The sequence below is a fragment of the Sphingobium sp. TA15 genome (genome assembly GCF_037101235.1).
GTDB lineage: Bacteria > Pseudomonadota > Alphaproteobacteria > Sphingomonadales > Sphingomonadaceae > Sphingobium > Sphingobium indicum.
On the sequence record NZ_AP025355.1, the window covers coordinates 448,684 to 460,994 of the forward strand.

At 65.8% G+C, this 12,311-nt stretch carries 12 protein-coding genes and 2 tRNA genes; 9 read left to right on the top strand and 5 right to left on the bottom strand.

The window, feature by feature from the left end; translation table 11 throughout:
- Positions 1–5: 5 nt before the first annotated feature.
- Both Sj15T_RS02325 and Sj15T_RS02330 read left to right on the top strand, forming a co-directional pair.
- Complete coding sequence (locus tag Sj15T_RS02325; protein ID WP_148225585.1) at positions 6–1,010, top strand: alpha-ketoacid dehydrogenase subunit beta; 1,005 nt, start codon at positions 6–8, stop codon at positions 1,008–1,010.
- A gap of 9 nt (positions 1,011–1,019) precedes the next feature.
- Positions 1,020–2,267, top strand: coding sequence for a dihydrolipoamide acetyltransferase family protein (locus Sj15T_RS02330; protein WP_013039705.1), 1,248 nt, complete (start codon positions 1,020–1,022; stop codon positions 2,265–2,267).
- A 55-nt stretch (positions 2,268–2,322) separates the two neighbouring features.
- Here Sj15T_RS02330 and Sj15T_RS02335 read toward each other — a convergent pair whose 3' ends face one another.
- The gene (locus Sj15T_RS02335; RefSeq protein WP_013039706.1) at positions 2,323–2,790 is read right to left on the bottom strand and encodes a hypothetical protein; all 468 of its coding nucleotides are present in this window, start codon (positions 2,788–2,790) and stop codon (positions 2,323–2,325) included.
- A gap of 172 nt (positions 2,791–2,962) precedes the next feature.
- Between Sj15T_RS02335 and Sj15T_RS02340 the strand changes: the two genes are divergently transcribed.
- The 3 genes from Sj15T_RS02340 to Sj15T_RS02350 all read left to right on the top strand — a co-directional run bounded on the left by Sj15T_RS02340 (position 2,963) and on the right by Sj15T_RS02350 (position 4,398).
- Positions 2,963–4,117, top strand: coding sequence for an AI-2E family transporter (locus Sj15T_RS02340; RefSeq protein WP_007683523.1), 1,155 nt, complete (start codon positions 2,963–2,965; stop codon positions 4,115–4,117).
- 41 nt (positions 4,118–4,158) lie between these two features.
- Positions 4,159–4,235 (top strand) — tRNA-Asp (locus tag Sj15T_RS02345).
- Positions 4,236–4,321: 86 nt separating this feature from the next.
- Positions 4,322–4,398, top strand: a tRNA-Asp gene (locus tag Sj15T_RS02350).
- A gap of 531 nt (positions 4,399–4,929) precedes the next feature.
- Here the strand turns inward: Sj15T_RS02350 and Sj15T_RS02355 are convergent.
- From Sj15T_RS02355 to Sj15T_RS02370, 4 genes are all read right to left on the bottom strand, one after another.
- Complete coding sequence (locus Sj15T_RS02355) at positions 4,930–5,172, bottom strand: DUF2842 domain-containing protein (protein ID WP_007683526.1); 243 nt, start codon at positions 5,170–5,172, stop codon at positions 4,930–4,932.
- The gene (locus Sj15T_RS02360; RefSeq protein ID WP_013039708.1) at positions 5,169–5,747 is read right to left on the bottom strand and encodes a 5-formyltetrahydrofolate cyclo-ligase; all 579 of its coding nucleotides are present in this window, start codon (positions 5,745–5,747) and stop codon (positions 5,169–5,171) included. The genes Sj15T_RS02355 and Sj15T_RS02360 overlap by 4 nt, the downstream gene beginning before the upstream one ends.
- 212 nt (positions 5,748–5,959) lie before the next feature.
- Positions 5,960–6,295 (bottom strand): cell division protein ZapA, encoded by a 336-nt coding sequence (locus Sj15T_RS02365; protein WP_007683530.1) that lies wholly within the window; start codon positions 6,293–6,295, stop codon positions 5,960–5,962.
- A complete protein-coding gene (locus Sj15T_RS02370) occupies positions 6,288–6,500 on the bottom strand; it encodes a hypothetical protein (protein WP_013039709.1) in 213 nt (70 codons plus the stop codon). The genes Sj15T_RS02365 and Sj15T_RS02370 overlap by 8 nt, the downstream gene beginning before the upstream one ends.
- Positions 6,501–6,688: 188 nt before the next feature.
- Here Sj15T_RS02370 and tkt point away from each other — a divergent pair, with 188 nt between their 5' ends.
- The 4 genes from tkt (at position 6,689) to Sj15T_RS02390 (ending at position 12,128) form a co-directional block, all read left to right on the top strand.
- Positions 6,689–8,656: a transketolase gene (tkt, locus tag Sj15T_RS02375; protein WP_013039710.1), complete on the top strand. Its 1,968-nt coding sequence runs from the start codon at positions 6,689–6,691 to the stop codon at positions 8,654–8,656.
- 27 nt (positions 8,657–8,683) lie between these two features.
- Positions 8,684–9,694, top strand: a complete 1,011-nt coding sequence (gap, locus tag Sj15T_RS02380) for a type I glyceraldehyde-3-phosphate dehydrogenase (protein ID WP_007683536.1) — start codon at positions 8,684–8,686, stop codon at positions 9,692–9,694.
- 69 nt (positions 9,695–9,763) lie between these two features.
- The gene (locus Sj15T_RS02385) at positions 9,764–10,966 is read left to right on the top strand and encodes a phosphoglycerate kinase (protein ID WP_013039711.1); all 1,203 of its coding nucleotides are present in this window, start codon (positions 9,764–9,766) and stop codon (positions 10,964–10,966) included.
- 265 nt (positions 10,967–11,231) lie between these two features.
- Complete coding sequence (locus Sj15T_RS02390; RefSeq protein WP_041385797.1) at positions 11,232–12,128, top strand: fructose bisphosphate aldolase; 897 nt, start codon at positions 11,232–11,234, stop codon at positions 12,126–12,128.
- The last annotated feature ends 183 nt before the right edge of the window (positions 12,129–12,311 follow it).

Genomic DNA, 12,311 nt, shown 5'->3' on the forward strand with positions numbered 1-12,311 from the left:
TGCAGATGAACATGATCCAGGCGATCAACAGCGCGCTGGACGTGATGATGGGGCGCGACCCCGCCGTGGTCGTGATGGGCGAGGATGTCGGCTATTTCGGCGGCGTCTTCCGCGCCACGGCGGGCTTGCAGCAGAAATATGGCAAGAACCGCGTGTTCGACACGCCCATCACCGAATGCGGCATCATCGGCGTCGCGGTGGGCATGGGCGCCTATGGCCTGAGGCCGGTGCCGGAGATCCAGTTCGCCGACTATATCTATCCCGCGCTGGACCAGCTCGTGTCGGAAGCGGCGCGGCTTCGCTATCGCTCCGCGGGGGAGTTCATCTCGCCCATGACGGTGCGCTCGCCCTTTGGCGGCGGCATTTTCGGCGGACAGACGCACAGCCAGTCGCCCGAGGGCATCTTCACCCATGTGTCGGGCGTGAAGACGGTGATCCCCTCGACCCCCTATGACGCCAAGGGCCTGTTGATCGCGGCCATAGAAGATAATGATCCGGTCATCTTCTTCGAACCCAAGCGCATCTATAACGGGCCGTTCGACGGCCATTACGACACGCCGGCGCGAAGCTGGGCGGGGCATGCGCATGCGCAGGTGCCGACCGGCCATTACCGCATTCCGCTGGGCGAGGCGCGGGTGGCGCGGGCGGGCGAGGCGCTGACCGTGCTCTGCTATGGCACGATGGTGCATGTGGTAGAGAACAGCGTGGCCGAAATGGGCGTGGATGCGGAAATCCTGGACCTGCGCACGCTGGTGCCGCTGGACATCGAGGCCATAGAGCGGTCGGTGCGCAAGACCGGGCGCTGCATGATCGTGCATGAGGCGACGCGGACGAGCGGTTTCGGCGCGGAACTTTCCGCCCTGGTGCAGGAGCGGTGCTTCTACCATCTCGAAGCGCCGATCGAGCGCGTGACCGGCTTCGACACGCCCTATCCGCACAGCCTGGAATGGGCCTATTTCCCCGGCCCGGTGCGCATCCGCGAGGCGATCAACAAGATTTTGAAGGATTGAGGGGCTGTCATGGCGCTTTTTACGTTCAGGTTGCCGGACATCGGCGAAGGCATCGCGGAAGCGGAGATCGTCGGCTGGCACGTGAAGGTCGGCGACCGGGTCGAGGAGGACCAGCCGATCGCCGACATGATGACCGACAAGGCGACGGTGGAGATGGAATCGCCGGTCGCGGGCACCGTGGTCCGGCTGGCGGGCGAGCCGGGGCAGCAGATCGCCATCGGATCGATGCTGGTGGAGATCGAGACGGAGAGGGAAGGGGAGACGCCTGCTCCCACTTCTCCCCTCCCTTCCAGGGAGGGGCCGGGGGTGGGTGGCGAGCGAAGCGAGCTTGCCCCGACCTTTGAAGAACAGCCGGCCCCGCCGGAAGCTACCCCCGACCCGTCTTTGAGAGAGAAGGGAGAAGTGCTGGCTTCCCCCGCCGTTCGGGCGCGGGCGAAGCAATTGGGGATCGATCTTGCCCAGGTGAAGCCCAGCGGCGATCATATCCGCCATTCCGATCTGGATGCCTTTCTGCTTTATGGGGCGGGTCAGGGCTACCGGCCCGCAGGCCGATCGGCCAGGCGGGCGGACGAGGAGGTCAAGGTCATCGGCCTGCGCCGCCGCATCGCGGAGAATATGGCCGCCTCCAAACGCGCCATCCCGCATTTCTCCTATGTGGAGGAGATCGACGTCACCGCGCTGGAGGAAATGCGCGAGCAGTTGAACGCCCATCGCGGCGACAAGCCGAAGCTGACTCTGCTGCCGCTGCTGATCGTGGCGATCTGCCGCGCGCTGCCGGATTTCCCCATGCTGAACGCGCGCTATGACGATGAGGCGGGGGTGGTGACGCGCCATGGCGCGGTGCATATGGGCATCGCGACCCAGACCGACGCGGGGCTGATGGTGCCGGTGATCCGCGACGCGCAGGACCGCAATGTCTGGCAGCTCGCGGCGGAGATCAAGCGGCTGGCCGACGCCGTTCGCGCGGGCAAGGCCAGGTCGGACGAGCTGTCCGGCTCCACGCTGACGCTGACGTCGCTGGGGCCGCTGGGCGGGGTGGCGACGACGCCGGTGATCAACCGGCCGGAAGTCGCGATCATCGGCCCGAACCGCATCGTCGAGCGGCCTGTCTTCCGGGGGAAGGAGGTGGTGCCCGCCAAGCTCATGAACCTGTCGATCAGTTGCGACCATCGGGTGGTGGATGGATGGGATGCGGCGAGCTTCGTCCAGGCGGTGCGGAAGTTATTGGAGACGCCGGTTCTATTGTTTGCGGATTGAGAGGCGGTATCCCATTCCTCCCCATGCTGCGCGTAGGGAGGATTAATTTGCGCTCTCAACGTACCGTGGCGCGGTAACTGAGGCGGCCGCTTTCGCCGGGGGATATTTCGTCGGGGACGGTCCAGCGGATATGGGTGATGTCGGCGGGGACTGCGCGGCGGGTGCCGCCCAGCGCCGTCGGCAGCCATAGGTCGGAGAGGCGGCCCCATCGTGCGCCGCCGTCGACCGACACCTGCATGGCGGGATCGGTGAGGTCTGGCTGAGCGCCACGCGGGACGGCGTTGGTGACGGCCAGGTTGCGGATCGGGCGGTTGCCCGCATTGCGCCAGTTGACGACGAAGATGAGCTGGTCGCCCGATTCCGCCCGGCCGGCGCTTTCCAGCACGCGGCGGGCGCGGCCGTTGATGTCGGTGCTGACCCGCTCCACGAACATCTGCCGTTCCAGCCGGATTTCCTGCCGTGCCCAGGCAAGCTGCGGCGCCGCCATGCAGGCCAGGGCGACCAGCCAAGCCCCCGATTTCATCCCAGTCCCCCAAGCTGTTGCCCGGCCAATGTGGCGGCAGGTGCCGAAGATTTGGTTAAGACCTTGTTTCCCTTGCTATCCGCCTGATCCGCTGATGTAAATTATCGGGCCGAAATTGACGGGCGGGCGCCGCCCGTGCAGAAAAAGGGCGGCGGGCGAGGATATTTCAGGCGTGACACCCCAGGAACAGCAGGAGATCAACCGGCGGCGGGACCGCTTGCTGGCGTCGATCGCGCTGACGACCGGCGTCGGGCTGATCCTGGCGCTGCCCTTCGCCTTGAGGGAGGGCGCCGAGTTCTTCCTGCCGCTGACCGCAGCGCTGGTGATCGCCATTGCGCTGGTGCCCTTCCTGGAGTGGATGGAGCGGCGGAGCGTGCCTTCGCCTCTGGCCGCGCTGACGGCGGTGATCGCCTTCCTGCTGGTGGCGAACACGGCCCTGGTGCTGATCGTCGTCCCGGCCGCCGACTGGTTCCGGCTGCTGCCCGAACGCCTGCCCAAGATTCAGAACAACCTTGCGCCGCTGATCGATTTCTATTCGCAGCTTCAGCGTTTCGTCGACGAAACGGTGCAGATGCTGGCGACCGGGCCGGTGGCGGCGGCGCAGACGGCGGCGGTGGACGCGCCCCGGTCGCTGCTGCAGTTCGCGGCCACATCCGCCCCGGCGGCGATCATCCAGATGGTGTTCGCGCTGCTCATCATCTATTTCTTCCTGGCCGGCTGGACGCGGCTGCGGCGGCGGACGATCAACAGCCGGGGCAGCTTCGACGGCGCGATGGCGGTGGCGCGGGTGATCCAGAATGTGGTGGACGCGACATCCGCCTATGTCCTCACCATCGCGACGATCAACCTGTGCCTGGGGCTGGCGGTCGCCTTCGCCCTGTGGCTGATCGGCATGCCGTCCCCGCTGATGTGGGGCGGCATCGTCGCGCTGCTGAATTTCGTGCCCTATTTCGGGCCGATGCTGGCCGCGGCCCTGCTGGCGCTGGGCGGCCTGATGGTGTTCGACGACGTGTGGAGGGCGCTGCTCCCCGCCGCCTTGCAGGTCGGTTTCCACCTGGTGGAGGCCAATGTCGTGACGCCGACGATATTGGGACGGCGGCTGACCATGAATCCGCTGCTGATCCTGGTGTCGCTGACCTTCTGGGGATGGGTGTGGGGAACGCCGGGCGCCTTGCTGGGCGTGCCGTTGCTGATCATCATCCAGACGGTCGTGTCGGCCGCCGGAACGCCCGACATAGCGGGTTTCCTGTTCGAGCGCGGCACGTTGACGGTCGACCCGCGCAAAGAAAATGACGAAAGCCGCGAAACTGATGTCGCAGGCGGTTGACAGGGGGAACGGGGCCGCATAGATGCCCGCCCACACCGAACGCGGGTGTAGCTCAGTTGGTTAGAGCGCCGGCCTGTCACGCCGGAGGTCGCGGGTTCGAGCCCCGTCACTCGCGCCACTTTCCTTGAAAGGAAGGAGGTGGATGGTTTTCCAGATCAGCATCGTCTGGTGGCCTGCATGGGCCACGCCAAGATGCCGCCCTGCGCGGGTGTAGCTCAGTTGGTTAGAGCGCCGGCCTGTCACGCCGGAGGTCGCGGGTTCGAGCCCCGTCACTCGCGCCATTCTCCCCCGGATCGAGTGACGATGCTGTTGGACGCGGCGCTTGCCCTGCGTCCTTCGATAATGGCTGATTTGCGTCATTTTTCGCCGAAGTTCACAGTGTATGCGCGCGCGTGCCCGGGCGCGCGTAGGCGTTGCGTGTCGGACATTTCAAAGAGGCGGAAAGGATAGGCGGGTCGGCGGGCAGTAGGACAGGCCAAATTTCGGGGCTGTTGGAGAAATAGGATGGTTTTCGAGGATGTTGTGGCCGTTTGGCCACGGATGGTTCCCGATGGGTCGGCGGGGCCTTTGGGTGATGGAGGCGAGGATTGCCGGGCTGAATGATTTTGGGTGGAGAGCGGAGGTTTCCCTATTCGTCACCCCGGGCTTGACCCGGGGTCCCGCTTTCTTTCTGAGTCCGCGCCCGGCCCAAGGCAGCGGGACCCCGGATCAAGTCCGGGGTGACGGTGGGGCAATGACCGCAACTGGCCAATCCAAAAACATTCCCCCTCCCGCTCGCGGGAGGGGGAATGTCCGCTAACCACCCGAAATGCCTAAAAACCCCGCCAGCGCCCGGTCTCCATCCAGGACAGGAGGCGCTTCAACGGCAATATCCATATCCAGATCAGGCCGAGAAAGACGTAGACCGGCACCTGCGCAACCATCGGCAATCGTCCGATCAGCCCCGACAGGCTTCCCACCAGCACCGCCCACAGCGCGATCAGGCCCAGGATCATGAACATGCCCACGGGCTTGCGCCAGCTTGGCCTGTAGGTGGGACGGGGATCGATGCTCATGCCTCATATCCTTCGATCAGTTCGACTTCGGTCAGGATCAGATTGAGCGGCAAGTCCCACGGATCGGCGGGCAGGTCGTCATGTTCCTGCACCGACCAGGCCAGCCCCAAGCGCAGCGCGTCGGGATAGCGGGCGAAGACCCGGTCGTAATAGCCGCCCCCCTGGCCCAGCCGGTTCATCGCCCGGTCGAAGCCGATCAGCGGGGCGACGATGACGTCGGGCGTCACCGGATCGCCGGTCGGTTCAGGATGGCTGGTGCCGAACAGGCCGGGGAAAAGCCGGTCCTCCGGCCGCCAGCTCAGAAAATCCATGCTGCCGAGGCGATCGAGCACGCGGGGCAGGGCCAGCGTCTTGCCCATGGCCTGCAAGGGGGCGGCGAGCCGCTGGGCCGGGGCTTCGTCGTCCAGCCCCATGTAAAGCGCCACCACCTGGGCGTCCGCCAGCCGCCTGGCGAGGGGGGAGGGGATCACCTTGAACGCCAGCCGGTGCGCCAGCGGATCGAGCGAGGCCACGAAGGCGCGCCGCCTCTGCCGGGCGATGGCACGCAGGGTCGCCTTGTCTGTGTCGTCGCTCATCGGGGGCCTTATGTTGGCGAAGGGACATTGCGGGAGGGGGGTGACGGGACCGCCTCGGCCGTGTGCTGGAAAATCCTCTGACGCCTCAACGTCAGGTGGGAACCATGTAGATCGGGCCGGAACCCGCCCAGGGACAGTCCCCTTGGATGTGATTATCGCCTCAGGGATGTTCGCTAAAGCTCGATACCGCGCAGTGCCCGTCGCCTCTCTATCTAGGCTTCGGGCGAAGCTGCGACAAGTCTCTCGCGCAGCTTTTCTATGCGCGTGGCGAGGGATTCGAGCGCGCGGGCAGCCGGTTCGTCCCCGGACTCCAGCGCCAGCGTCTGTTGCCGCCCTATCGCCTCGCGCTTGAGGTCATTGAGTTCGTCGGCGAGGAACAGCGCGGCGAACAGCAGCGTGCGCACTTCGGTCAACCCCGGCGTGTTCTGCTGCGCCAGCCGCGCCTTGCGCTCGATCAGATTGGCGAGATGCGCCAGATGCGCCTCCTCCCCGTCGCGGCAGCGCAGGTCGTAGACGCGCCCGGCGATGTGCAATGTGGTTTCAGCCACCGGCCCGTTCCTTCACGTCCTGCCCCTTCAATTCGGTGATGAGACTGTCCAGCGACCGCAGCGCCGCGCGGGCGGCGGCGGCGTCGATGCCGGGCAGGGCGCCGGCTGGGAGGCCGGAAGAGGGGACAGGCGCGGCCGCAAGGCCTTCCACATCCTGTTCCAGCCGGTCGATCGCGCGCTCCAGCGTGCGGATGGCCTGCATCATTCGGTCACTTGCCATGTTCCACGCATAGACAAAGTTTTCGCCGCGCAAAAGCCGTCATTCGGCGGCTTGGCGCAGCCTGGGGGCCGCCCGTGGTTGACGCCTTGTCCCTGAGGCGACAAAGGGGGCGCAATTTCGATTCGCTGGCCTTAACAGGGGGCCATAGACAAGCCAGGAAAGACGCCGCTTCGATGACCGTTTCCGAAAAGTCCCTCGCCAACGCCATACGGGCGCTTTCCATGGACGCGGTGCAGGCCGCCAACAGCGGCCATCCGGGCATGCCGATGGGCATGGCGGACGTCGCCACGGTGCTGTTCAAGGACTATCTGAAATTCGATCCGAAGGCGCCGAAATGGGCCGACCGCGACCGTTTCGTGCTGTCGGCGGGCCATGGGTCGATGCTGATCTACTCGCTGCTGCACCTGACCGGCTATGCGCGCCCGACCATGGAGGACATCGCGAATTTCCGGCAACTGGGCAGCCCCTGCGCCGGGCATCCGGAGAATTTCGAACTGGCGGGCGTGGAGGCGACCACCGGGCCGCTGGGTTCGGGCCTGGCCACCGCCGTCGGCATGGCGATTGCCGAGCGGCATCTGAACGCGCAGTTCGGCGACGATCTGGTCGATCACCGCACCTGGGTGCTGGCGGGCGACGGCTGCCTGATGGAAGGCGTCAACCATGAGGCCATCGGCCTGGCGGGGCATCTTAACCTCGGCCGCCTGATCGTGCTGTGGGACGACAACAAGATCACCATCGACGGCGCGGTCGACCTGTCGAGCAGCGAGGATGTGCGGGCGCGCTATGCCGCGACCGGCTGGCATGTGGTGTCGTGCGACGGGCATGACGTGGCCGATGTGCGCCGCGCCATTGACGAGGCGCTGGCCGATCCGCGCCCGTCGCTGGTCGCCTGCGCCACCAAGATCGGCTATGGCGCGCCGAACAAGGCGGGGACTTCGGGCGTCCATGGGTCCGCGCTGGGCGATGCCGAGGTGGCTGCGGCGCGCGAATTCCTGGGCTGGTCGGCCGAGCCCTTCGTCATTCCCGAAGACATCGCCGCTGCCTGGAAGGCCATCGGCGCCAAGGGCGGCGACGCGCATGCCGCCTGGGCGGATCGTCTTGGCGCCAACGCGCAGAAGGCGGAATTCGAGCGGCGCATGGCCGGCGAACTGCCCGCCGGTTTCTCGCTCGACGCCTATATCGACACGCTGATCGCCAATCCGCAGAAGGTCGCGACCCGCAGGGCGAGCGAACTGGCGCTGGGCGCGATCAACGACCTGCTGCCAGAGACGCTGGGCGGTTCGGCGGACCTGACCGGATCCAACAACACCAAGACCAAGTCGACCGGGCCGCTGACGAAGGACGATTATTCGGGCCGCTACGTCTATTACGGCATTCGCGAATTCGGCATGGCCTGCGCGATGAACGGCATGGCGCTGCATGGCGGCGTCATTCCCTATGGCGGCACCTTCCTGGTGTTTTCGGACTATATGCGCGGCGGCATCCGCCTGGCCGCGCTCCAGCAGGCGCGGGTCATCCATGTGCTGACCCATGACTCCATCGGCCTGGGCGAGGACGGCCCGACCCACCAGCCGGTCGAGCATGTCATGTCGCTGCGCATGATCCCGAACCTGGACGTCTATCGCCCGGCGGACATCGTCGAGACGGCGGAATGCTGGGAACTGGCGCTGAAGGACGCGACTGGGCCGTCGGTGCTGGCGCTGACCCGGCAGAACCTGCCGCAGTTGCGCACCGAGAAGGCGGGCGAGAATCTGTCGGCCAGGGGCGCCTATCGGCTGAAGGCCGCGACCGCAGAGCGCAAGGTGGTGCTGGTCGCCACCGGCTCCGAGGTCGAGATCGCCGTCGCCACCGCCGCGCTGCTGGAGGAGCAGGGCATCGGCGCGGATGTCGTCTCCATGCCCAGCTGGGCGCATTTCGATGCGCAGCCGCAGGCCTATAAGGACGATCTCCTTCCGCACCATGTCCTGCGCGCTTCGATTGAGGCAGGCACCCCTTTCGGGTGGGAGCGTTATGTCGGCATCGCCGGGCTGCGCTTCGGCATCGACACGTTCGGCGCCTCGGCTCCGGCGGACGTTCTTTACGATCATTTCGGCCTGACGGCCGCCAAGATCGCGCCGCGCATCGTGGCCGCGCTCGACTGAAATTCAACCAACCGGGAGACAAGTGCAGTGGCAACGAAGGTAGCAATCAACGGTTTCGGCCGTATCGGCCGTCTGGTGGCGCGCGCGATCCTGTCGCGGACCGACCATGATCTGGAACTGGTGAGCATCAACGACCTGGGCGACGCCAAGTCCAATGCCCTGCTGTTCAAGCGCGACAGCGTCCACGGCAACTGGGGCGGTGAAGTCAGCGTCGACGGCGACGCGCTGATCATCAACGGCAAGCGCATCGCCGTCACGGCGGAGCGCGACCCCTCCAAGCTGCCGCATGCCGCGCAGGGCGTGGAAATCGCGCTGGAATGCACCGGCATCTTCGCCGACAAGGCGAAGGCCAGCGCGCACCTGACCGCCGGGGCCAAGCGCGTCATCATCTCCGCCCCCGCGACCGGCGTCGACAAGACCGTGGTGTTCGGCGTCAACCATGAGACGCTGAGCGCCGACGACGTGGTGATCTCCAACGCGAGCTGCACCACCAACTGCCTCGCGCCGCTCGCGAAAGTCCTGCACGACGCCCTGGGCATCGAAAAGGGCTTCATGACCACGATCCACAGCTACACCAACGACCAGAACACGCTGGACCAGTTGCACAAGGACATGCGCCGCGCCCGCGCCGCCGCCGTGTCGATGATCCCGACGACCACCGGCGCCGCCCGCGCCGTGGGCGAGGTGATGCCGGAACTGAAGGGCAAGCTGGACGGTTCCTCGGTGCGCGTGCCGACCCCGAACGTCTCGGTCGTCGACCTGAAGTTCATCGCCAAGCGTTCGACCAGCGTCCAGGAAGTCAACGAACTGCTGAAGGCCGCTTCGGAAGCCGGGCCGCTCAAGGGCATATTGGGCTATTCGGACGAGCCGCTGGTGTCCATCGACTATAATGGCGATGCGCGCAGCTCGACCGTCGACAGCCTGGAAACGGCCGTGATCGACGGCACGCTGGTCCGCGTGCTGAGCTGGTACGACAATGAATGGGGCTTTTCGAACCGCATGATCGACACCAGCGGCGTCGTGGCGAAGTTCCTCTAAACGACATAACCCCGCCGGACCGATCCGGCGGGGTTTTTCATCCAATTCCACGCATTACAGGGAGCGATCATGGCAAAGCCGTTCAAGACACTCGACGACATGGGGGACATCACGGGCAAGGTGGTGCTGGTGCGCGAGGATCTGAACGTGCCGATGCAGGATGGCTCCGTGACGGACGACACCCGCCTGCGCGCCGCCATGCCGACCGTGCTGGAACTGGCCGACCGGGGCGCGAAGGTGCTGATCCTTGCCCATTTCGGCCGTCCCAAGGGGCAGAAGAACCCGGAATATTCGCTGTCGAAGATCACCCGCCCGCTGACGGCGGTGCTGGGCCGCGACGTGCAGTTCATCCCCGATTGCCAGGGCGAAGCGGCGACGGACGGCATCAAGGTGATGCGCAACGGCGACATCGCGATTCTGGAGAATACGCGCTTCCATGCGGGCGAGGAAAAGAATGATCCCGCGCTGGCGGAAGCGATGGCGGCGATTGGCGACCTCTATGTGAACGATGCTTTCTCCGCCGCGCACCGCGCCCATGTTTCGACCGAGGGGCTGGCGCACAAGCTGCCCGCCTTTGCCGGGCGGTCGATGGAGAAGGAACTGGACGCGCTCCAGGCCGCGCTGGGCGAGCCGGTGAAGCCGGTCGCGGCGGTCGTGGGCGGAGCTAAGGTGTCGACCAAGCTCGACGTGCTGAACAATCTGGTCGCGAAGGTCGACCATCTGATCATCGGCGGCGGCATGGCTAACACCTTCCTGTTCGCGCGCGGCGTCGATGTCGGCAAGTCGCTGTGCGAGAAGGATCTGGCCGCGACGGCCGAGGCGATCTTCGACAAGGCGGAAGCGGCGGGCTGCACCATCCATCTGCCCTATGACGTCGTCGTGGCGAAGGAGTTTGCCGCCAACCCGCCCTCCTTGCGCACCTGCAACGTGCATGAGGTGGCCGAGGACGAGATGATCCTGGACGTCGGTCCCGCCGCCGTCGAGGCGTTGGGCGATGCGATCAAGAACTGCCGGACTTTGGTGTGGAACGGCCCGCTCGGCGCGTTCGAGATCGCGCCCTTCGACAAGGCGACCGTGGCGCTGGCGAAGACGGCGGCGGCGCTCACCAAGGAAGGCGGGCTGACCTCCGTCGCGGGCGGGGGCGACACCGTAGCGGCGCTCAACCATGCGGGCGTGGCGGGCGATTTCAGCTTCGTCTCGACCGCTGGCGGCGCTTTCCTGGAGTGGATGGAAGGCAAGGAACTGCCCGGCGTGAAAGCGCTGATGGCCTAGGTTTTGGAGGATACGGTCCATGGCGGGCTGCAAATGGCGGTTTTCTGCGCTTCCGGTGCTCACGACCTGCAGGTCGCTGCGCGCCGGTTCTCGAAAACCACCATTTTCGCCTCGCCCTGAACCGAATCCTCGCAAAACCTGAAAAGATTGCGGAGCGCGCCTTGGAGAGTGGCGCGCCCCGCTCGACCGTGGACGCCGCGCGCGGCGTTCCTCCCATAGACGCGCTGCCGGGTGGGCGGCGCTTCCAACCAAGAGGTATGTGCAGATGCAGTTCGAGGACATGAAGGCGAAGATCGAGGGCGGCAACGGCTTCATCGCGGCGCTCGACCAGAGCGGCGGTTCGACGCCCAAGGCGCTGAAGGGCTATGGCATCGAGGAAGACGCCTGGACCAATGAAGAGGAAATGTTCGGCCTGATCCACGCGATGCGCAGCCGCATCATCACCTCGCCGGTCTTTTCGGGCGAGAAGGTGCTGGGCGCGATCCTGTTCGAGCGCACCATGGACGGCGAAGCGGGCGGCAAGTCCGTTCCGCAGGCGCTGATCGAGCGCGGCGTCGTGCCCTTCATCAAGATCGACAAGGGCCTGGAAGACGAAGCGAACGGCGTGCAACTGATGAAGCCGAACCCCGGCCTCGACACGCTGCTGCACCGCGCCAAGGCGCTGGGCGTGTTCGGCACCAAGGAGCGTTCGGTCATCAACCTCGCCAATCGCGAGGGCATTGCCGCCGTCGTCAGGCAGCAGTTCGAGGTCGGGCAGCAGGTGCTGGCCGCGGGCCTGGTTCCGATCATCGAGCCGGAAGTCAACATCAAGAGCCCGGAACGCGCCGAGGCCGACCAGATATTGCTGGAGGAAATCCTCAAGAATCTGGACGCGATGACGGGCGACGACAAGGTGATGTTGAAGCTGTCGCTGCCGGTGAAGGCGGGCCTGTTCGACCCGCTGGTCGACCATCCCCGCGTGCTGCGCGTGGTGGCGTTGTCGGGCGGCTTCTCCCGCTCCGAAGCCTGCGTCGAACTGGCCAAGAATCGCGGCATCATCGCGAGCTTCAGCCGCGCTCTGCTGAACGACCTGCGGCATCAGATGAGCGACGATGAGTTCAACGCCTCGCTGGGCGAAGCCATCGATGAGATTCATGGGGCTTCGACCAAGAAGGCGGCTTGATCGGGATATTGCCGCTTAAGCGCCTTCTGGCTGGATGGAGACCGGCGGATGGCGTGATTTTCGCGTAAAATTGGGTAGGTTGCGGACCTATCCTATTCCTCCCCATCGGTAGATGGGGAGGGGGACCAGCCGCAGGCTGGTGGAGGGGAATGGGGCACGACCTCCGAATTTCCCCTCCACCAC